The following is a 20437-nucleotide window of genomic DNA, read 5'->3' on the forward strand; positions in this document are numbered from 1 at the left end:
ACCGGCCAAGTTTCATTTCGCCGCGGCCTGCTGGCGCATCCGGGTGATGCCGGCGACGAACCGACTCAGGGTGTTGGACAGCACCCCCTTGTCGATGATCGCCTCGATCAGCTGGAAGCGCCCGGTATCGGCGGCGGCTTCTGCCAGCGCCTGCTGCAGTTCGCGGCGACTTGTCACCCGGCGGCCGGTGCCGCCCAGCTCGTCGGCGAGGCGGGCGTAGTTCAGTTGCGGCAGGTCGTTGAATTTGGACTCCGGCTGGAAGGTGCGCAGCATCTCCCAACTACTGTTGTTCTGCACGATCACGATCGGGTTCCAGCCGTAGCGGCCGGCGTTGAGCAACTCCCAGCCGGTCATCTGGAAGGCGCCGTCGCCAACCAGGATGATTGGCCGCCGGCCGCTGGCGACCTGCATGCCGAAGCCGGCCGGCACGCCGAACCCCATGGTGGCGTAGAAGCCGGGCGCCACCAGATCGGTGTATTCGATATCCAGGGTGGTGAAGAAGCAGTCGCCCATATCGGCGGCGATCGGCATCGGCCCCTGCTGGTGGAACAGGTCGTTGATCGCGGTGGCGATATCGGTCGGGCTGATCGGTTGTTCGTCCGCTGGCAGGTCGCGCGGGTAGCGGGCGGGTACGGCGGCCGGTGCTTTGCGCGGCGGCAGGCTGTCGGCCCGGCTGTTCAGCTCGTTGATGAAATCGGCCAGCGCGATCTCCGGGTAGAGGTGATAACCCATCGATACCTGGCCGTCGCAGGCCAAGACCACCTTGCGGAAATCCAGCTGCTTTTCCGAGACGCCGAAGTTGCCGTCGGTCAGGATGGTGCCCAGCAGGATCGGTGCGTCCGACTCCTCGACCAGCTTGGTCAGTTGCGGGTCGCCGGCCGCACCCAGGTAGGTGCCCTGCAGCGGCAGCTCCATACCGTTCAGCAGGCCGCGCCCCATCAGCGTGGTGACCACCGGGATGCCGAGCCGGCGGGCCAGTTCCGCGGTTTGCTGCTCGATACCGAAGCGGCGGATCTCCACCCCCACCACCAGTACCGGCGACTGGGCCTGCCGCAGTAGCGCCAGGGTTTCGTCGACGCAGGCGTCCAGGGTGGCCTGTTGCTGCGCACTGGGCGGCGCGGCTGAAATCGGCTCGACCGGCGCGCAGGGCTGGAATACCAGGTCGCGCGGCAGCTCGATATAGACCGGCCGCGAGTGGCGGATACAGCTGGCCAGCACCCGGGCGATATCGGCCGGCGCCCGCTGCAGATCGTTGAGGATCACCTGATCGCAGGTGACCTCCTTGTAGACCTCCAGCTGCGAGTTCAACCGCTTGGCCTGGTGATGGACCAGTAGGCCGGTGTTGCGGTCGCCTTCGCCGGGGCCGCCGGAGATTACCACCACCGGCGATTTCTCGGCATAGGCGGCGGCGATCGGGTTGACCATATTGAAGCCGCCGGCGCCGTAGGTGATCGCCGCCACCGACGGCTTGCCGTGGCAGCGCGCCGCCGCATCGGCGGCGTAGCCGACGGTCGGTTCATGGCTGAAGGTGTACAGCGGCAGGATGGCGGACTCCTCCGCCACCTTGAAGAATGGCAGGGCGAAGTCGCCCGGGATGCCGAATATCTCCTGTACCCCGTGGGCTTTCAGCGCGTGGAGCAGTACTTCTGCAAGATTCATAGCCACCTCGTCGATAACTGATCTGAAAAGGATAAAAGCTGAAAAGCTCGAATCGGACGGGCAGTGGCCTGTGGGCGGCCTTGCCCAAAAATTCACCAATAGCCACGAGTCTAGTGCGGATTTTGATCGATAAATATCGGATAAATCGAATCTGGTCGATCAGGTATTTTGATGGGGTGGTGGCATGAGAGAGCATGTAGAGTCGGGTCCGGCCCTACATTGGCGTGGTGAAGAACCAGCAGGAGCTTCAGCCACAAGAAAAGGCTGTTGTGGCCGGAATCGAGAGATGGTATCTACAAATGCGAGGCATTGCATAAAAAAAACAAAAAACGCGGCGCCGGGAGGCGCCGCGCTGGCTTCGGTCAGGGTTCGATCAGTCCTGATCAGGACTCGACGATCACGAAGCGGTTTTCCATCGGGGTCGGTTCCTGCACGGTCGGCTCCGGATGGGTGAACTTGATCTGGTTGAATAGCAGCGGGCCTTCGCACGGGGCGAGGGCGATGAAGGTGAAGCGGCGGGTGCCCGGTACGCCGACCATGCCCGGCAGCGCCTGGCCCGGCAGGTAGCTCACGTCCGCCAGCGCAATTCCTTGCGGCATTTCGGTCAGGCAGACGTTGAAACCGGTTGACGGGTTGTCTTCCAGCTGAATTACGATCGGTTCGCCGACTTTCACTTTGATGGGAGGTAGCATCCTGTTATCTCCTTGATTTGATTGAAAATACTGGGCTGTTTGTGCACTCAGTGAAAGCCAGTTTAGGCCCGTATCAACGGCCCGGTCAGTATCATCTCGGTATCAAAGCGGTATCAGTTGCTGCTGTGATAGAGGGAGGGGCAGGTGCAGTTAATGAGAATTTTGACGGCCCGCCGCCGCTGGCGATTGTTAATACAAAACCAGTGAACGCTGAAGTTTTTCTCCAGTATTAAAAATTATTCCGCTTGCGCGGCCAGGTAGCGTTTCAGCGGCAGCATCCGGTGCTTGCGCAGCTGGGCGCGCAGCTGGTGGTAGCTCAACCCCAAAGCATCGGCGGTATCGCGCTGGTTGTAGCGGTGCTTTTTCAATGCCTGCTCGATCAGCTTTTTCTCCAGCGCCCGCACCTGGGTCGGCAATTCTTCTGCTGTTGCCGGGGCGGTCTCGGCCTCTGTCGACGGTTGTGGTGGCTGGGTCTGCTGCCAGGGGGGCTGGAACGGGTCCAGCGCGATCTCGTCGAGCGGCTGCTCGCTGTCGCCGGCGCGGTATACGCTGCGCTCGATGACGTTTTTCAGTTCGCGCACATTGCCCGGCCAGTGGTAGTCCATCAGGCTGGCCAGTGCCTGTTCGCCGAAGCCGGGGAAGTAGGCGCGCCGCAGTTCGCGGCACATCGCCACCGCGAAATGCTCCGCCAGCAGCCGGATATCCTCGCCCCGGTAGCGCAGCGGCGGCAGGTGCAATACTTCGAACGCCAGCCGGTCGAGCAGGTCGGCGCGGAACTTGCCCTCGTCCGCCAGCTGGCGGATATCGGCGTTGGTGGCGGCGACCAGCCGCACGTCGACCTGGATGCTCTGGTGACCACCGACCCGCTCCAGCTCGCCGTATTCGATCACCCGCAGCAGCTTCTCCTGCACCCGTGGCGAGCAGGTGGCCAGTTCGTCGAGGAACAGGGTGCCGCCATCGGCCCGCTCGAAACGCCCCCGGTGCAGGCCGGTGGCGCCGGTGAAGGCACCGCGCTCATGGCCGAACAGCTCCGACTCCAGCAGGCTTTCACTCATCGCCGCGCAGTTCAGTTTGATGAACGGCTGATCCCAACGGTTGGACAGGTAGTGCAGCCGCTCGGCGATCAGCTCCTTGCCGGTGCCGCGCTCGCCCAGCACCAGCACCGGTTTGTCCAGCGGCGCCAGCCGTGAGAGCTGGTCGGTCAGGTCCATCAACAGCGGCGACTGGCCGACCAATGTTTGTCGTTTTATCGGTTCCATACGCTAAATATTAGTTCTAATAACTGGTGTTTAGTCAATAAAGCTATTTATTTGAACGATTGCTTGTTATATGGCCAGCCTAAAAGCGCGGAAGAAACAACGACTTGTCGATTTTTGCGCCGAATTGGCATGCCGTTGGCAATAAACCGGGTAGCTGAAAAACGCAGTCATCTAAAAAAGGAGACGAGATCATGGGGATTTTTTCGCGCTTTCAGGACATCGTGAACGCCAACCTCAACGCCCTGCTGGACCGGGCGGAGGACCCGGAAAAGATGATCCGGATGATGATTCAGGAGATGGAGGAGACGCTGGTCGAGGTGCGTACCACCTCGGCGCGGGTGATCGCCGACCGCAAGGGGCTGGAACGCCGCATCCGCCACCTGCAGGAGGAGGCGGAGGAGTGGCAGGGCAAGGCCCGGCTGGCTCTGAGCCGCAGCCGCGAGGATCTGGCCCGCGCCGCGCTGGCCGAGCAGTCCAGCCTCGAGGAGCTGCGCCAGCAGGCAGAGCGGGAGCTGGCGCAGGTCGGCGAGCACCTGGAAGAACTGAACGACGAGATCGGCCAGCTGCAGCGCAAATTGGATGATGCCAAGAGCAAGCAGAAGGCGCTGCTGGCACGCGAGCAGAGCGCCCGTTCGCGGCTCGATATCCGCCGCCGCTTCAGCCGCGACAAATTGAACGAGGCGTTCCAGAAGTTCGAGCAGTACGAGCGCCGGATGGACGATATGGAAGGCGAGGTGGAGAGCTACGATCTGGGCGCCAAGGACCTGGCTGACGAGATCGCCGATCTGGCCCGCGACGAGAAGGTCGACGAGGCGCTGGAGAAGCTCAAGGCGAGCATGAAAAAAGACAGCAAAGGTAACTGATCATGTCTGGCCTGGTGTTCTTTTTCGTGCCGACGGTGATCTTCATGGGGCTGGTGGCGCCGCTCTGGCTGCTGCTGCACTACCTCAGCAAGTCGCGCGCCGCCAAGGGACTGTCGGCGGAGGACCGGCAGGAGCTGGAGGCCGCGCTGGCGGTGGTCGACAAGCTGGAAGATCGGATACAAACGCTGGAGGCCATTCTGGATGCCGACCATCCGGGCTGGCGCCAGCAGCAGGCGCCGCGCAACGGCGCCGGGGGGGATTACGATGTTCGAGGGTAAACGCAACGGCTACGACATGGACCTGTACCGCAGCCGCGACGACCGCTGGATCGCCGGGGTCTGCGGCGGCATCGCCGAAAACCTCGGCTGGCCCTCCTGGCTGGTGCGGCTGCTGGCACTGACCCTGTTTGCCTTCACCGGCAGCCTGGCGGTGATCGCCTACCTGGTGGCGGTGGTGATGCTGGCCAACCGGCCGGTTTCGGCCAGGAAGGGATACGGCAAACCGGGGTACGGCCAACCGGGATACGGCCAACCGGAGTACGAGAGATCGAGCTGCCGGCGACAGGGCCGCCGGGACAGCGGCCATAACCTGAAAGACCGGGTATTCAACTACGGCCCGTCGCCGGCCGGCCGGGTGACCGAGGTGCGCCAGCGGATGGAACAGCTGGAACAGCGCTTGCGGGCGATGGAGCGCTACGTCACCTCGCGCAAGTACCAGTTCGATCAGGAGCTGAACCGCCCGCGTTGATTAATACGACTAATACGAACGGTCCGATGGTCTTGATCTCCGTTCCTCCCGCTCAGCGCTGGGCGGCCGGCTGAGCGGCGGGCGCCGCTCGGTTGCTGTGCTGCAGATAGTGCACCAGCAGTCCGACCAGCAAGCCCCAGAACGCGGCGCTGATGTCGAACAGGCTCAGCCCGGAGGCGGTGACCATAAAGGTCAGCAGTGCCGCCTCGCGACCGCTCTCCTCCCGCAAGGCATTGGCCAGGCTGTTGCCGATGGTGGCGAACAGCGCGATACCGGCCAGCGCCATCACCATGCCGGCCGGGCTGGCGGCGAACAGTGCCACCACGGTGGCGCCGAACAGTGCGGTCAGCAGGTAGAAAAAGCCGGCGCAGATGCTGGCCAGGTAGCGCTTCTTCGGATCGGCGTCGGCATCCTCGGTCATGCAGATCGCGGCGGTGATCGCCGCCAGCCCCATCGAAAAGCAGCCGAACGGCGCCAGCAGCAGGTTGATCAGGCCGGTGCTGGTGATGATCGGCGACACCGGCGGCTGGTAGCCGTTGGCGCGCAGGGTCGACAGGCCGAGAATGTTCTGCGAGCTGAGCGTTACCAGGAACAGCGGCAGCGCCACCCCGATCATCGCCGCCAGGCTGAACTCCGGCATCACGAACACCGGCCGGGCGATGCTCAGCGCCACCGTCTGCCAGCCTAACAGGCCGAGCTGCCAACTGACCAACAACGCCACCACCAGTACCAGCGGAATCGCGTAACGGCCGCTGAGCCGCTTGCCGATCAGGTAGGTCAGCAGCATCAGGCCGATCAGCAGCGGCTGCTGCTCCAGTTCGGCGAACACCCCGATACCGAGATTGATCAATACCCCGGCCAGCATCGCACTGGTGATATTGCCGGGGATCAGCCGCGCCAGCCGCTCGATCCAGCCGAGCAGCCCGCACACCACCGTCAGCAATGCGGCGGCGATAAAGGCGCCGACCGCCTCGCCCGGCGTGCTGCCGCTGAGGCTTGAGGCCAGCAACGCGGCGCCCGGCGTCGACCAGGCGGTCAGCACCGGCATCCGGTAGTACCAGGACAGGCCGATGCTGGTCACCCCCATGGCGATACCCAGTGACAGCAGCCAGGAGTTGATCAGCGCCGGATCGGCCCCGGCCGCTTCGGCGGCCTGGAACACCAGCGCAACCGAGCTGGTAAAGCCGACCAGTACCGCGATAAAACCGGCACTAACGTGGTTCAGGCGAAGTTGGCTCAGCATAGCAACAGCCTCCGTTTTTTTTATTTCTTAATAGCTAGATCTGTGCGTTATAACGCTCAATTGTCGGCTGACTATAACGGCTTTTTGGGTTGTGCGCTATAGCGCACAAGGTTGATCGTAAGCATGGTAGGGAGGGTTGCTGTAGGGCGTCACCCGGGACGCCACCGCCGCAGGCGGTAAGGGTATGTAGAACGATGCAGGGTTGGCTCCTGCCGGGCAGGTTCAGCCGCCCAGGAGCCCGAAGGGCTCCGAACCGCCTGCGGCGGTGGCGCACTAAAGTACGCCCTACAGGGTAATGCCGTTCGATCAAGCGAATGTAGGGTTGGCTCCGGCCGGGCAGGTTCAGCCGACCAATAGCACCTCCACGCAACACACTTCAGCCATAATCCTGTACGAAGGCATTGCCTTCCCCGCCCAGCACCCCACAATAGGCCGAAGCGTTATCAGGCAGTAAGGAACAACGATGGAACAGGTACAGCAACAGATCGGCCAACGACTGCGTCAGGCCCGCCAGCAGCGCGGCTGGAGTCTGGATCGCACGGCGCGGGAAACCGGCGTCAGCAAGGCGATGCTGGGCCAGATCGAGCGCGGCGAATCCAGCCCGACGGTGGCCACGCTGTGGAAGATCGCCACCGGCTTCAAACTGTCGCTGTCCAGCTTCCTGGAGGTCGCCGAGCCGGCAGGAGAGCGACCGGTGATCCGCCGGGTGGCCGAATCCTCATTGCAGGAGAGCGAACAGCTGCAGTTCTTCCCGCTGTTCCCGTTCGACCCGGCGTTCGGCTTCGAACTGTTCCAGATCGCCCTGGAACCCGGCCAGGAACACCTGTCGGAACCGCATGACGAAGGCGTCACCGAACATGTGATTGTGGTCAGCGGCGCTATGGAGGTGCTGGCCGGTGGCGACTGGCATCCTCTGGCCTGCGGCGAGGCGATCCGCTTCGCCGCCAACCAACCGCACGGCTACCGCAACCTGGGGGCGGAAAAGGCGCTGTTTCATAACCTGATCCACTATCGCTGAGCTTTTTGCCGGGACGCTTTGAATAGGGGCGTTGGCGGCTTGATGCGCTTCATCCGCCGGGTTAGGCACTAATCCGACGGGGCTTCAACTCCCGGCGGGATTGCTCTATTTTACTGAAGTTGGCATACCGGCCGACCTGTTCGCATACGCCTCCGGCCGGTTCAATGGAGTGGCAAATTTTGACCAAAAAATACCAGATCCTGATCGTACTCGGCTTGATTCTGTTCGCCGGATTCACTACGACCAGCCTGGTCAGTTACTTCACCGCCCACGATAGCCTGGCTCGGCAGATAGAGGAGAACACGCTGCCGCTGACCGGGGACAACATCTATTCCGAAATTCAGCGCGATCTGTTGCGACCGATCTTCATCTCGTCGCTGATGGCCCAGGATACGTTCCTGCGGGATTGGGTGATCGCCGGCGAGCAGGACTCGACGGCGATCGCCCGTTACCTGAAGGCGATTCAACAGCGTTACGACACTGAGACCAGCTTCTTCGTTTCGGACAGGACACGCAATTACTATCACCCGCAGGGTGTAATCAAAACCGTCAGCAAAGACGATCAGCAGGATGGCTGGTATTTCCGTTTTAAAAGCGGCATCGCCCCTTACGAGATCAATATCGACCGGGACACCGCCGACCCCAGTCGCATTACCGTGTTCATCAACTACAAGGTCTTCGATTACGACGGCAATCTGATCGGCGTGGCCGGCGTCGGTCTCTCCACCTCAATGGTCAAACAGTTGATCGACGACTACCAGCGCCGCTATAACCGGGAGATATTCTTCATCAACCGCTTCGGTCGCGTGATGATGCACAGCGATACCTACAGCGGTACCGACCAGATCCGTAGCAGCCCCGAACTAGGCCTGTATGCCACCCGTATTCTGACGTCGCCAAGCAGCGCGTTCAGCTATGAAGCCAACGGGCGTACGGTCTTCGTCAACAGCCGGCTGGTTCCGGAGTTCAACTGGTACCTGATCGTACAGCAGGCCAGCAACCCCAGCTCAGAGAAGATCTACAATACGTTGGTGCTGAACCTGATCGGTTCCGGCGTCGTCACGCTGGTGGTGCTGTCGCTGGCCTGGCTGACGGTCAGCGGATTTCAGCGTCGGCTGGAAGCCCTGGCGCATACCGACAAGCTGACCGGGCTTGCCAACCGGCAGATGCTCGACCAGATGTTGCCGCAACAGGTTGCCCTGGCGCGACGTCGCAAGGAGCCGCTCAGCTGCGTGATCGCCGACCTGGACGGTTTCAAGCAGATCAACGACACCTACGGCCACCCGGCCGGCGATCTGATGATAAGCTCCATCGCCGAACTGTTTACCGCCGTGACACGTGAGGCGGACCTGATATGCCGCTGGGGAGGGGATGAGTTCCTGTTCATCCTGCCCAATTGCGACCAGGCGCAGGCCTGCCGGTTTGCGGAAAAACTGCGCACCGCGGTCGAAAACCACCGCATCCGGGTGGACAAGGCGCTGGTCGGGCTCTCGTTGAGCCTCGGTGTGTCCGAACTCGGTGAACAGGAAAGCCCGGACGATATGATCCTGCGCGCCGACCATGCCCTGCTGGCGTCGAAGAGCGGCGGCCGTAACCGGGTCAGCGAGCCGGATACGGCCTTACTGGTCAATTAAACGACTAATGATGTGCAGAGCGGGAACGGGCCTTGCGTGCCGGTGCCTTGGCCTGAGCTGGCTCAGGCACGTGCACGCCGTTATTCCCGTTGCGTTTTAGCTCCCGGTAGACCGTCGAACGATGGATTCCCAGGTTGTTTGCGATCGCCGTTGGCGAACATCCTTGCGCAAGGAGAGCCGATATCTGATATCGTTTCCCCACGGTCAACTGCTGATAGCTCATGGTGATACTGCATCTACTTTGGCGAGAAGAAGCGTACCACTGTCAGCCGTTGACCTCCTTCCGCCGTTCAACCATGAGTGTCGCACTTATTATCTGAATTCCCGCCGCCACCACTAAAACTTGCTACACACAACTAAATGCAGAGAAGTAACTTCGATGTTTCTCGACCCTTAAAAGGTATTGGGTGACCAACCAAAGTACTAAATTTGTTTTCTAGCCTCTTTGGCGCAATTTATGAATCAATCATCATCTTGCATAGGTATTGAATACTTACCTGAATCAAGACCTGATAACCTCTCAGCAATACTTGATTTTTCTAAACTTGATAAGGCTATTGATTCATTGTCAGGGTAGAATATGTGCTTGTCTTTAGAAGCATCAAACTTTATCTTCCCGAGAATATGACCACTACCATTAATGCAATCAAGTTCTTGTTGGACTGGCAAGAACAGCACCATCTGAAACCTCTTTTTTAAACATTTCTTTCAGTGGATGATAACCGTAGATAATATTCGATTCAACGTTTCGATAGACTGACGCCGAATTTACTAATTGTCTTGTGAATTTAGCGTTTTTATTTGGAAAAGTTTAGTACTTTTCTTGGTCGACTAGGCATAACGCTTAAATCATGGGTGATCGCTGCGTAGTAGCGACCATGATCTTCCCCCGAAAAATCGGACACCTTCGCTGCTCACGCTATCATTGCTTCATATTCGACCGGACTCAGATAATTTAAGCTTGAGTGCAGTCGAACTCGATTATAGAAATGCTGGATATACCCTGTCAGCTTATCCCGTAAATGCATCTCGCCATAGAAGGTTCGCTTCTTGATCAACTCACCCTTCAGGGTATGAAAGAAGGATTCCATTTCCGCATTGTCGGTACACATACCCGGACGGTTTGCACTGGCTTGGATGCCATGCTTTTTCAACAAGGCTTGGATCTCGTGCGCACGATACTCCACACCACGATCCGTATGAAAAATCAGTCCTGGTTCTGGCTTGCGATTTCTCAGCGCCATCTGCAATGAAGCACGTGTCAGCGATACGGTCTTTTGCTTTCCCAGGGAGCATCCCACGATGCGACGGGAGTAGAGGTCGATAACGGCCGCTAAATACAGCCAGCGTTTCCCAACCCGGATATAGGTCAGGTCGGCAGCCCAATGCTGGTTTGGTGCAGTGGGCTTGGGCAGGTCTTTGCGCAGATTAGGTGCACGCTGATAGAACCGGTGTAGTCCCGCCAGCTTACGATAGACGCGAGTAACCCTGGCCTTCAGCCCTGCTTCCCGCATCAGCCTTTCAACGCGTTTCTTTCCCACATGGACTCCTTGTCGCTTCAGGGCTTGGTGTACTCTCGGGCTACCGTAGGTTTCCCGGTTCACCTCGAAGATCCGTTTAATCTGCTCAGTCAGTGCAGCATCACTTCGCGCTCGCTGACTTACACCGCGCTTCAGCCAGGCGTAGAAGCCACTGGCTGACACTTTCAGAAACCGGCACAACCGGCGCACTCCGTAACGCTCGCGATGCTTGGCTACGAACCGGAACCTTTCTTGCGTTCCTCCGCGAGAAACCGTTGCCACTTTTTTAACAGATCGTTCTCCTCTTTCAAGTCCGCAACCTGCTTCTCCAACATCCGAACCCGTTCGTTCTCGCTCAGTGTTTTCGGTTTCTTGCCGACCTTCTTCCGCTTGTCCGCCACGATCTTGCCTTCCCTGTATTCCTTACGCCACCGCGACAACATGAAGGGATGGATATCCAGTGAATCCGCGACACCTTTCACGCTCGCTCCACTCAGGTGGGTCAGTTTAACAGCTCTGACTTTGAACTCATTCGTGTACTGTCGTGTCTTCTTCTGGTTCTTGTACGCTGGCATTTATCACCTCGACTTTGTTAGATCGAGGTGTCCACTAAAGCGGGGGAACTACACGTCGCTCTGCCTGCGATTGTTAGAGAGTTATTTCAGCTCCCAGACCCCAGTTGGTGATACATCGGCAGGGCGCATTATTCCTGAATGCCGTAATCTATTAGCAGCCCACCGCATATCGTACTGCCAGGTAAAAAACAGATCACCAGATGATCGCAATTCAGCTTCGTGGTTTTTCCAAATAGTTTTTGCGACATCAATTAGTCGACCGCGTCCACCTAATTCTTTGAGAGCGTGATGAACCCAATCTTGAAGATCATGTTTCGTAGCCATTATTCCTCCTTGGGCACTGTCTGGAATCCAAACAAGTAACCGGCAATAGCACCAAGAATGCCAATTGCAGCACTTATTTTTCCGTTATCGACTAACGCAAGTACCGTTGCAAATGTAGCAACCAAGATGATTCCAACTACCCGAAGATTAAACGGACCAAAACCTGGCTTCATTTGGCGAAAGCTGCCGATTAGTGCAATCGATGCCACTATGAAAATTCCGATTATTGTTGCAAGCTGCATATCCATATTGCGTGCTCTCGATCTCTAACGCTCACAACACTGGACCGAAAAAGCGCAGCTTTTTGGGGTCCAGTGCTTGTTTTTGTTAGGCTAATCTTCATCAGCCATTAAAACTAGAGTTTTTTCAGTAACGTTTACTGAAACATTTATTTCTCTTGGTGGTACAAAAAGCACACAACCGGCTCCATGACCCGATTGAACTTCCGGTAGAAAGTGCCCGCCGGCCCAGCCATTATTTTGGGCTTCGGCTGCAAACCAAGTCTTTACTGGTTGGGTTATTCGCTTTTGTTCCTTTCCTGTGGCTTGGTTATACAGGGCCAGTATTCTATCGGAAGTACATAAGACAGCATTGTCTTTGAGCTTACATGACGCTGGTGTTGGAAACTTAAATGATGGTGCCATCTACCTTCTCCTTCTTGGTTATATTCCTATTCAAAAGCCTAACAGCCCAATTAAACGCCATTCAATCCACCTCGTTTTGAGTAAAGTGCTCACATAAAACTTTGTGCCCAGTGTTTTCCGATTTATTTAGTGGAAAATCGTACACGTCAAGCAAGACTTGCTCGACATATTTTGAAAGCCTATTTGGCATTTCTACATATGTGAAATATATAAGCAACTGGTCCGAAAAATCTTTGTTCTTCCAATGAGTTCGTAAACGTATACCAATGTTGCCCTTACCAACATACAGCGCTCTCATGTGAAAACGTTCATGCTCAGCACAATAGTCACTTTTATGCCAAAGGATGTACACACCCTCTTTATGATCCAGGCCCCATTCATTGATGTGATGATCGCAGATATTCCGATCACCAAACCAACCAATGTTCATCCGGGCAATACTTTGCAAGGAAATAGGATTTGCAAGTTCACTGGCTGCGATTAGATTAAACTCATTGTCAGTCTGACCGCATTGACACGCACAATCTTGAAAGCATCTCGCCACAGTATTATAGATCCTCTGATTGTGTAGCCTAACATTTTAATACTACGCATGCGCGTTTAGGTGCAAACGCGATATAGTGTGAAGAACGGCTAAGTTACTGAATGGCAAAGATATTTGATATGCCACAGTCATTCTCCTCCGTTGAAAACGAGCATGCGCGTTTGTGTGCTGGGCCGTGCGCAGTATGCACAGCCCTCAGTCCATAATGCATTGATCTTGTACGATTTTAGGTTATCAATCTAGTAGGAAATTAGTCGGTTGCCGTAATGGTTCGCGCATGGCAACGGGGGCGGCGCTCAATATTCTGTATATGGAAGCGGATATCGGCGCCCGGCTATGCACAGGGCGCAAGGACTCTGGGCGGTGTCCGCTTCGAATCGCAAGCGGACACCGCCCACCACCACCAGCTCCGCCTATGCCGCTTTCTTAACCCATTAAAAGAAAATTAAAAGAAACTTAAAAGAAACCCTCACTCCACATAGTTCAGCGGCACCGCGGTGCTATCGACGATCTTGCGCATGATAAAGCTGGACTTCACCCCGGTGACGCCGGTGATGCGGGTGATCCGGCCGAGCAGGATATCGTGGTAGCGGTCCATATCCGGTACTGCCACCTTTAACTGGTAGTCGGCGTCGTGGCCGGTGATCAGGTAGCACTCCATTACCTCCGGGAAGGTGCGGATGGTGGCTTCGAACTCTTCGAAGCGCTCCGGGATATGCTTGTCCATGCTGATATGCAGGATCGCGGTCAGGTTCAGGTCGACCGCGCGCGGGTTGACCCTGACCACCCGTTCGCTGATCACCCCGACCTCTTCCAGCTGCTTGACCCGTCGTGAGCAGGGCGCGGCGGTCAGGCCGACCCGGTCGGCCAGCTCCTGGTTGGACAGTGCGCCGTCCTGTTGCAGCTCGCGCAAGATTTTGAGGTCGAAACGGTCCAACTTGTGATCGAATTTCATGGTTTTTCTCTGCTGCGCAATTTTTCTATAGTATTTACGTTATTGGCTTTGGTCTGGTTGCGCAAATTTTTCGAAAGGCACGCACTTAGCGGATTAATTGCGCGGCGTTGGCCGTACACTGTTCTTCATCGGTTGAGGCAGGCGTCAGCGCCACCTTCAGTGCCAACACCGACGAATTCTGCGAGCGACTTTTCAAGCGCGGCCCCAATCAGGGCCGGCTGGGACAACCGCCAGAAGCGGGCGTTTCCGGGTCGACTCCAGCGGCTTACCGAGCTGCCAGCCGCGATACCAGAAGTATCGCCCGGTTTTTTCTCAGAGCCCCTCCGGGCTGGGATCGTTTGCTAGATTCTCAGGCTGCAGGGGCTTTGTTATTAGCAGCCTGTCGGACTTAACGCTGATCTACTGCGGAAAAGCCGGATTTGGTCATATTTTCACGATTTTCCTCGTTAAATAGCACGCTATTCGCCTCAGAAAATCGAAAAATCTGCCTCCAACCGTCTTTCCCTCGCTACGATCGGTCAAGCCCGAAAGGCTGCTAGGGACTTAATTACAACAACTGTTTTGCTTACCGCCGGTAAGCCCAGGACTCAGCCATGTTTGACCATCGAAAATATCGCCCGTTTACGCCGATTCGCCTGACCGACCGCCGCTGGCCCGACCAGCAGATCACCGCCGCGCCGGACTGGTGCAGCGTCGATCTACGCGATGGCAACCAGGCGCTGGTCAACCCGATGAACGTGGCGCAGAAGACCCGCATGTTCGAGCTGCTGGTCAAGCTGGGCTTCAAGGAGATCGAGGTTGGCTTCCCGTCCGCGTCGCAGCCGGATTTCGATTTCGTGCGCAAATTGATCGAAGAGGATCGCATTCCGGACGACGTCACCGTGCAGGTGCTGACCCAGGCCCGCGAGGAGCTGATCAGCCGTACCTACGAGGCGCTGGCCGGCGTCAAGCAGGCGATTGTCCATGTCTACAACTCCACCTCCACGGTGCAGCGCGAGCAGGTGTTCGGCCTGAACCGCGACGGCATCAAGGCGATCGCCGTGCAGGGCGCCCGCTGGGTGCGTGATTACGCCGCCCGTTACCCGGCAACCGAGTGGGGCTTCCAGTATTCGCCGGAGAGCTTTACCGGCACCGAGCTGGATTACGCGGTGGAGGTCTGCGATGCGGTGATCGAAGAGTGGGCGCCGCAGAACGGCCAGCCGGTGATCATCAACCTGCCGGCCACCGTCGAGATGTCGACGCCGAACGTATTCGCCGACCAGATCGAGTGGTTCTGCCGTCATCTGGCCCGTCGCGACCAGGTGCGGATCAGCCTGCACACCCACAATGACCGTGGCTGCGGTGTGGCCGCCGCCGAGCTGGGTGTGATGGCCGGCGCCGACCGGATCGAGGGCACCCTGCTGGGCAACGGCGAGCGCACCGGCAATATGGATATCGTCACCATGGCGATGAACCTCTACTCCCAGGGGATCGATCCGAAACTGGATCTGTCCGATATCAAGGAGATCATCGAGGTGGTCGAGGCCTGCACCGAACTGCCGGTGGCGGCCCGTCACCCCTGGGCCGGCGAGCTGGTCTACACCGCTTTCTCCGGCAGCCATCAGGACGCGATCCGCAAGTCGATCAACTACCACGAGGAGCACAACCAGGCGTTCTGGAACGTGGCTTACCTGCCGATCGACCCGCGCGATATCGGCCGCGAATACGAGGCGGTGGTGCGGATCAACAGCCAGAGTGGCAAGGGCGGCGTGGCGCTGGTATTGGAGCGCGATTACGGCATCGAGCTGCCGAAATGGATGCACGCCGAACTGAGCAAGGTGGTACAGCAGGCCGCCGAAGAGAGCGGCGTCGAGGTGTCGCCGGCCAATATCAAGGCGCTGTACGAGGCGCACTTTGTCGAGGTGGAAGCGGACTGGCAGTTGCAGGGCTACGACCTGCATACCGAAGGCCAGCAGGTTAACGCCCAGTTCAAGGTGGGCAGCGGTGAGTTGACCCGCATCCTGTCCGGCCAGGGCGCCGGTGCGGTGGAGGCGCTCAGCGATGCGCTGGCGCGTCAGTTCGACTGCCGCATCGAGGTGGCCCAGTTCGACGAGCACGCCATCAGCGGCGGTACCGATGCCCAGGCGCTGGCCTGTATCGCCGCCGAGTTCAACGGCCAGCGTCTGACCGGCGTGGCCCAGGCGGAGGATACCTCGGCGGCCACCCTGCAGGCGGTGCTGACCGCCTTCGCCCGCAGCGAGGCGGCCAATACGCAGGCGGAAGCGGTGGCCTGAGTTTTTATCTGACCCGATCTATGTCCCTTCTGCGGCCGGGCCGGCTTTCGGTCCGGCCGCTGTTTTTTGTTTGTTTCACGTGCGCCCGGGCCGGCTAACCGCGAGTGGCAGGCGCATCCCACATGGAGCGGCAAGCCAACCGTGAAGGATTGTCGCTAATCCGCGATGAAGCAAACTATCAGTTGATGGTGATGAGAGGCGGCTGTGCAGCCCGGAACACCCCGAATAACTAAAAAAATAAAAAATACCCGGCCAAGTGGCCGGGTCTTTTTATTTTTGAGCTTGGATCGCGCGGTGCCTGGCCTCAGCGGCTCAGGAAGATCAGCGAGCCGGGGATCAGGAAGAACACCGTGCTGACGTAGCTGAACGCGATCCGCTTGCGGCGGGTGGCCAGCTCGGCCAGTTTTTCGGCCATCTTCAGCGGCAGATTGCGCAGCAGCGGCAGGCCGAAGATCAGGCTGACCGCCAGCAGGTTGTAGCACAGGTGCACCAGCGCGATCTGCAGTGCGAAGATCGCCAGTTCGCCGCTGACGGCGGTGGCGGCCAGCAGGGCGGTGATGCAGGTGCCGATATTGGCGCCCAGGGTGAACGGGTAGATATCCTTCAGTTTCAGCACCCCGGTGCCGACCAGCGGGACGATCAGGCTGGTGGTGGTGGAGGAGGACTGCACCAGCACGGTCACCACGGTGCCGGAGGTGATGCCGGTCAGCGGGCCGCGACCGATGGCGCCGTGCAGCATCTCCTTGGCGCGGCCGACCATCGCTTTCTTCAGCAATTTGCCGACGAACGCCACCGAGAAGATGATCAGGCCGATACCCAGTGCGATCATCGCCACGCCGCCGAACGGCTCCGGCAACGCCGAGAACAGGTCCTTGGTGGCGCCGGTAACCGGCTTGACCAGCGGTTTGATGAAGTTGAAGCTCTTCAGGCTCATCGACTCGCCGCCGATCAGCAGCTCCGCCAGGAACAGACTCAGCTTCTGCAGCAGGCCGAACATCATCTCCAGCGGCAGGAAGATAATCACCGCCATCAGGTTGAAGAAGTCATGCACGGTCGCCGCCGCGAAGGCCCGGCGGAACTCGTCGGCGCGGCGTACGTGGCCCAGGCTGACGATGGTGTTGGTGATGGTGGTGCCGATGTTGGCGCCCATGATCATCGGGATCGCCGCTTCGACCGGCAAGCCGCCGGCAACCAGGCCGACGATGATCGAGGTGACGGTACTGGAGGACTGGATCAGTGCGGTGGCCACGGTGCCGATCATCAGGCCGACGAACGGGTTGGTGGCGAAGTCGAACAGTTCCTTGGCGTGACCGCCGGTCGACCACTTGAAGCCGGTGCCGATCATGCCAACCGCGACCAGCAGCAGGTAGATCAGGCCGGTGATCATCAGCCAGTGGTGGGCTCGGGTGCGCTCCTGATTCAGAGGGGCGGTGCTTTGTCCGGTGTTCATCTGAAAAGGTCTCTCACTAAGCTTTGGAATCCGGGGTGGCGTGCGGCCGAAGGCGGTCATGGCCGGGCCGTTCAACATTGGCGGGCATTATTTTCGATCTATGTGACAGCTTTGTTACAGAACTGAAGTCTTTCTGAAAAAAATCGGTCACCAAACTGTCATTTGGTCGTTCGTTTATCGGGATCAACAGTGCGGTCGAGACGCGGAACGGTACAGTTGCAATGGCGGCTGGCGGTACAGATCGGCCGTGCGATACAGCATCTTGGTGGCCGGCGGGTACAGTGGGGTGTATTACCTATCTGTCATGCGAAAGTGTTTGTTTGGTGAATCTGTAATGGTTTTACTGCCGGCTTTAGGCTGTCTCCATCATAAAAGAGGAGACAGAGATGGAATTTCTACTGCCGTTGGCAAGCTACGCCTTCGTGACGTCGATCACCCCCGGCCCCAACAACCTGATGCTGACCGCGTCCGGCATCCGCTTCGGCTTCCGGCGCAGCATCCCCCATATCCTGGGCATCAACGCCGGTATGGCGCTGCTGCTGACGCTGTGCGGCGTTGGTGTCGGCGCGCTGATCCAAAGCCTGCCTGCCGCCGCGCTGGCGTTGAAACTGTTCGGCACCGGCTACCTGCTCTACCTGGCCTGGCTGCTGCGCGCCAACCTGGTGGCAGGCGGCGACGGTGAGCACGCCCGGCCGATGGGGTTCTTCAATGCCTTGCTGTTCCAGTTCGCCAACCCGAAAGCCTGGGTGATGGCGCTGACCAGCGCCTCGGTGCTGATGCCGGCGCTGGATTCGCAGTGGCTGTCGCTGGCGGTGTTCTGCCTGGTGTTCTGTTCGATCAACCTGCCCTGCATCAGCTGCTGGGCGTTGGCCGGCTCCGGTGTGAAGCGGTTCCTGGCCGATCCGTTCTGGCAGCGGCTGTTCAGCGGCATCATCGTACTGCTGACGCTCTATGCCGCGGCGGCGATCTGGTTCTGAAGCCTGGCTGAGAGTTATCGGTCCTGCCAGTGGCTCTGCAGGAAGTCGATAAACAGCCGGACCTTGGCCGCCAGGTGCTGGCGGTGCGGGTAGACCGCCTGGATGTCGAGCTGTCCGCTGTCGTAGTCGCTGAACAGCGCGACCAGTTGTCTCTGCTGCAGCGCCTGTTCGACGGCGAAATCGGGCAGCAGCGCCACGCCGATGCCCTGGATGGCCGCCTGCGTGGAGGCCAGTGCGCTGTTGACGGTAAGCCGGGGCTGGATGCGGATCGCCAGGGTTTCGCCGTTGCGCGTGAAGGTCCAGCGCACGCCGCTACGCCGGTTGGAATCGTGGATGCAGGGCAGCTGTTCTAGATCGGCCGGCGAGCTGAGTTTCGGGTAGCGAGCCAGCAGCGCCGGGCTGGCGACCGTAACAGAGCGGACGCTGCCGATTTGACGGGCGACCAGACTGGAATCTGTCAGGGTGCCGATCCGCAGGCCGATATCGAAGCCTTCGCCGACCAGGTCCAGGTAGCGATCGCTCAACTGCATCTCCAGGTGCAGCTGCGGGTGCTGCTCGATAAAGGCGGGCAGCAGCTCCATCAGCCTAGTCTCGCCGAAGGTTTGCGGTGCGGTGATCCGTAGCCGGCCGGCGAGCTGATCCTCCCGTTGTCCGCCAACCTCCAGTGCCGTCACCTCGTCGAGTATCAGCTTGCAGCGCTCGTAACAGGCGCGCCCCTCGTCGGTGACGGCCAGGGTGCGGGTGGTGCGGTTCAGCAGCCGCTGCCGCAGCAGCTCTTCCAGCTGCTGGACCTGGCGGCTGACGATCGCCTTGGTCTTGCCCAGTTGGCTGGCGGCGGCGGTGAAGGAGCCCTGTTCGACCACCGCCACGAAGCTCTGCATCAGGCTGAGTTTGTCCATATCTGTCAATAAAAAGTAAACAATGTATCAATCATTCTGAGTATTGTTGCTTTGTTAGTCAAAAATCATACTGGCCTCATAAACGGGGGATACAGCCCGGTACCCCGTCCGCGTGGCGGTGGTGGTACAGGCGCTGCTTGGCGATGGCGCATTCGCGCTTTCCTCGCCGGCCGCCAAGACCGCCTGAGCAATAGAGGAGTAATAGCATGTTGATCGACGGCAGATGGCAGGAGAACTGGCAGCCGGTGCAGGGCACCGACGAGAAGGGCGGCTTCGTGCGCCAGAGCTCCAGTTTCCGGCACTGGATCACCCCGGACGGCAACCCCGGCCCGGATGGCGAGCCGGCGCTGAAGGCGGAGCCGGGCCGCTTCCACCTCTATGTCGCCTATATCTGCCCCTGGGCCTGCCGTACGCTGGTGGCCCGCGCGCTGAAAGGGCTGGAAGAGGTGATCTCGGTGTCGCTGGTCGAGCCTGAACTGACCGAGCAGGGCTGGCAGTTCGGCCATTACAGCGATCCGCACGGTGGCGCCCGCTACATGCATCAGAAGTACAGCCTGTCCGATTCGCACTATACCGGCCGGGCCACGGTACCGGTGCTCTGGGACAAGCAACAGCAGCGTATCGTCAACAACGAGTCGGCCGATATTCTGCGTATCCTCAACAGCGGCTTCGGCGAGCTGGCTAATGAGCTGGATCTTTACCCCACCGAACACCGTAGCGAGATCGATCAGCTCAACAGCCGCATCTACCAGCAGCTCAACAACGGCGTCTACCGGGCCGGCTTCGCCACCACCCAGCTCGCCTACCGGGAGGCGGTCGATGAGGTGTTTGCCGAGCTGGACCGACTGGAGCAGCGGCTGAGCGGCCGCGACTACCTGATGGGCGACCGATTGACCGAAAGCGATATCCGGCTGTTCGTTACGTTGGTGCGTTTCGATGCCGCCTACTATGGTCTGTTCAAGTGCAACTACCGCCCGCTGAGCAGTTATCCACAGCTGACCCGCTACCTGAACCGGTTGATCGCCCGACCGGCCTTCGCCAGTGCGGTCAACCTGGATCATATCAAGCGGGGTTACTACTCGATCCGGGCGCTGAACCCGACCGGTATCGTTCCGGCCGGCCCGGCCGAGCTGCCATTCAGTGAGTTTTTGGAGGGCTGAG

At 59.1% G+C, this 20437-nt stretch carries 20 protein-coding genes and 1 pseudogene; 8 read left to right on the top strand and 13 right to left on the bottom strand.

Annotated features, from left to right (window positions below; genetic code table 11):
* Positions 1 to 12 precede the first annotated feature (12 nt).
* The 3 genes from ipdC to pspF all read right to left on the bottom strand — a co-directional run bounded on the left by ipdC (position 13) and on the right by pspF (position 3610).
* The gene (gene ipdC, locus K6T12_RS06200) at positions 13 to 1659 is read right to left on the bottom strand and encodes an indolepyruvate/phenylpyruvate decarboxylase (protein ID WP_222220554.1); all 1647 of its coding nucleotides are present in this window, start codon (positions 1657 to 1659) and stop codon (positions 13 to 15) included.
* Between the two features lie 383 nt (positions 1660 to 2042).
* The gene (locus tag K6T12_RS06205) at positions 2043 to 2351 is read right to left on the bottom strand and encodes a protease inhibitor I42 family protein (RefSeq protein WP_222220555.1); all 309 of its coding nucleotides are present in this window, start codon (positions 2349 to 2351) and stop codon (positions 2043 to 2045) included.
* 236 nt (positions 2352 to 2587) lie between these two features.
* Positions 2588 to 3610: a phage shock protein operon transcriptional activator gene (gene pspF / locus K6T12_RS06210; RefSeq protein WP_222220557.1), complete on the bottom strand. Its 1023-nt coding sequence runs from the start codon at positions 3608 to 3610 to the stop codon at positions 2588 to 2590.
* Between the two features lie 191 nt (positions 3611 to 3801).
* Between pspF and pspA the strand changes: the two genes are divergently transcribed.
* Genes pspA through K6T12_RS06225 form a run of 3 tightly spaced genes read left to right on the top strand, consistent with a single transcriptional unit; the run spans position 3802 to position 5220 of the window.
* Positions 3802 to 4473, top strand: coding sequence for a phage shock protein PspA (pspA, locus tag K6T12_RS06215; protein ID WP_222220559.1), 672 nt, complete (start codon positions 3802 to 3804; stop codon positions 4471 to 4473).
* 2 nt (positions 4474 to 4475) lie between these two features.
* Positions 4476 to 4751: an envelope stress response membrane protein PspB gene (gene pspB / locus K6T12_RS06220; protein ID WP_222220561.1), complete on the top strand. Its 276-nt coding sequence runs from the start codon at positions 4476 to 4478 to the stop codon at positions 4749 to 4751.
* On the top strand, positions 4738 to 5220 hold the full coding sequence (locus K6T12_RS06225; RefSeq protein WP_222220563.1) for a PspC domain-containing protein: 483 nt from the start codon (positions 4738 to 4740) through the stop codon (positions 5218 to 5220). The genes pspB and K6T12_RS06225 overlap by 14 nt, the downstream gene beginning before the upstream one ends.
* A gap of 52 nt (positions 5221 to 5272) precedes the next feature.
* Here K6T12_RS06225 and K6T12_RS06230 read toward each other — a convergent pair whose 3' ends face one another.
* Complete coding sequence (locus tag K6T12_RS06230) at positions 5273 to 6463, bottom strand: benzoate/H(+) symporter BenE family transporter (protein WP_222220565.1); 1191 nt, start codon at positions 6461 to 6463, stop codon at positions 5273 to 5275.
* Between the two features lie 463 nt (positions 6464 to 6926).
* Here K6T12_RS06230 and K6T12_RS06235 point away from each other — a divergent pair, with 463 nt between their 5' ends.
* Both K6T12_RS06235 and K6T12_RS06240 read left to right on the top strand, forming a co-directional pair.
* The gene (locus K6T12_RS06235) at positions 6927 to 7481 is read left to right on the top strand and encodes a helix-turn-helix domain-containing protein (protein ID WP_222220566.1); all 555 of its coding nucleotides are present in this window, start codon (positions 6927 to 6929) and stop codon (positions 7479 to 7481) included.
* A 179-nt stretch (positions 7482 to 7660) separates the two neighbouring features.
* Positions 7661 to 9115: a sensor domain-containing diguanylate cyclase gene (locus K6T12_RS06240; protein WP_222220568.1), complete on the top strand. Its 1455-nt coding sequence runs from the start codon at positions 7661 to 7663 to the stop codon at positions 9113 to 9115.
* Positions 9116 to 9137: 22 nt separating this feature from the next.
* Here the strand turns inward: K6T12_RS06240 and K6T12_RS06245 are convergent.
* The 7 genes and pseudogenes from K6T12_RS06245 to K6T12_RS06275 all read right to left on the bottom strand — a co-directional run.
* A pseudogene (locus K6T12_RS06245) lies at positions 9138 to 9338 on the bottom strand (helix-turn-helix domain-containing protein); the annotation flags it as partial.
* A gap of 239 nt (positions 9339 to 9577) precedes the next feature.
* Entirely contained in the window at positions 9578 to 9796 is a 219-nt protein-coding gene (locus K6T12_RS06250) for a hypothetical protein (protein ID WP_222220572.1), read from the bottom strand.
* Between the two features lie 233 nt (positions 9797 to 10029).
* Positions 10030 to 11210, bottom strand: a protein-coding gene (locus K6T12_RS06255) for an IS3 family transposase (protein ID WP_222220574.1) whose coding sequence is annotated in 2 segments (ribosomal slippage) — positions 10030 to 10934 and positions 10934 to 11210 — 1182 coding nt in all. Because the reading frame shifts where the segments join, the coding sequence is not laid out codon by codon here.
* Between the two features lie 81 nt (positions 11211 to 11291).
* The gene (locus K6T12_RS06260; protein WP_222220576.1) at positions 11292 to 11534 is read right to left on the bottom strand and encodes a hypothetical protein; all 243 of its coding nucleotides are present in this window, start codon (positions 11532 to 11534) and stop codon (positions 11292 to 11294) included.
* On the bottom strand, positions 11534 to 11782 hold the full coding sequence (locus tag K6T12_RS06265; protein WP_222220578.1) for a hypothetical protein: 249 nt from the start codon (positions 11780 to 11782) through the stop codon (positions 11534 to 11536). The genes K6T12_RS06260 and K6T12_RS06265 overlap by 1 nt, the downstream gene beginning before the upstream one ends.
* Before the next feature lie 84 nt (positions 11783 to 11866).
* Entirely contained in the window at positions 11867 to 12178 is a 312-nt protein-coding gene (locus K6T12_RS06270; protein WP_222220580.1) for a hypothetical protein, read from the bottom strand.
* 1013 nt (positions 12179 to 13191) lie between these two features.
* A complete protein-coding gene (locus tag K6T12_RS06275; protein ID WP_222220582.1) occupies positions 13192 to 13677 on the bottom strand; it encodes an Lrp/AsnC family transcriptional regulator in 486 nt (161 codons plus the stop codon).
* Between the two features lie 593 nt (positions 13678 to 14270).
* Between K6T12_RS06275 and leuA the strand changes: the two genes are divergently transcribed.
* Positions 14271 to 15950: a 2-isopropylmalate synthase gene (gene leuA, locus K6T12_RS06280; protein WP_222220584.1), complete on the top strand. Its 1680-nt coding sequence runs from the start codon at positions 14271 to 14273 to the stop codon at positions 15948 to 15950.
* A gap of 304 nt (positions 15951 to 16254) precedes the next feature.
* Here leuA and K6T12_RS06285 read toward each other — a convergent pair whose 3' ends face one another.
* Positions 16255 to 17400 carry a Na/Pi symporter gene (locus tag K6T12_RS06285; RefSeq protein ID WP_222220586.1) on the bottom strand — a complete coding sequence of 382 codons (1146 nt, stop codon included), beginning with the start codon at positions 17398 to 17400 and terminating at the stop codon, positions 16255 to 16257.
* 386 nt (positions 17401 to 17786) lie between these two features.
* Here K6T12_RS06285 and K6T12_RS06290 point away from each other — a divergent pair, with 386 nt between their 5' ends.
* Positions 17787 to 18377 carry a LysE family translocator gene (locus tag K6T12_RS06290; RefSeq protein WP_222220588.1) on the top strand — a complete coding sequence of 197 codons (591 nt, stop codon included), beginning with the start codon at positions 17787 to 17789 and terminating at the stop codon, positions 18375 to 18377.
* Positions 18378 to 18391: 14 nt separating this feature from the next.
* Here K6T12_RS06290 and K6T12_RS06295 read toward each other — a convergent pair whose 3' ends face one another.
* On the bottom strand, positions 18392 to 19276 hold the full coding sequence (locus K6T12_RS06295; RefSeq protein WP_222220590.1) for a LysR family transcriptional regulator: 885 nt from the start codon (positions 19274 to 19276) through the stop codon (positions 18392 to 18394).
* 206 nt (positions 19277 to 19482) lie between these two features.
* Here K6T12_RS06295 and K6T12_RS06300 point away from each other — a divergent pair, with 206 nt between their 5' ends.
* On the top strand, positions 19483 to 20436 hold the full coding sequence (locus tag K6T12_RS06300) for a glutathione S-transferase family protein (protein WP_222220592.1): 954 nt from the start codon (positions 19483 to 19485) through the stop codon (positions 20434 to 20436).
* Position 20437 lies beyond the last annotated feature (1 nt).

The sequence above is a fragment of the Marinobacterium arenosum genome (assembly GCF_019795155.1).
Classification (GTDB): domain Bacteria; phylum Pseudomonadota; class Gammaproteobacteria; order Pseudomonadales; family Balneatricaceae; genus Marinobacterium_C; species Marinobacterium_C arenosum.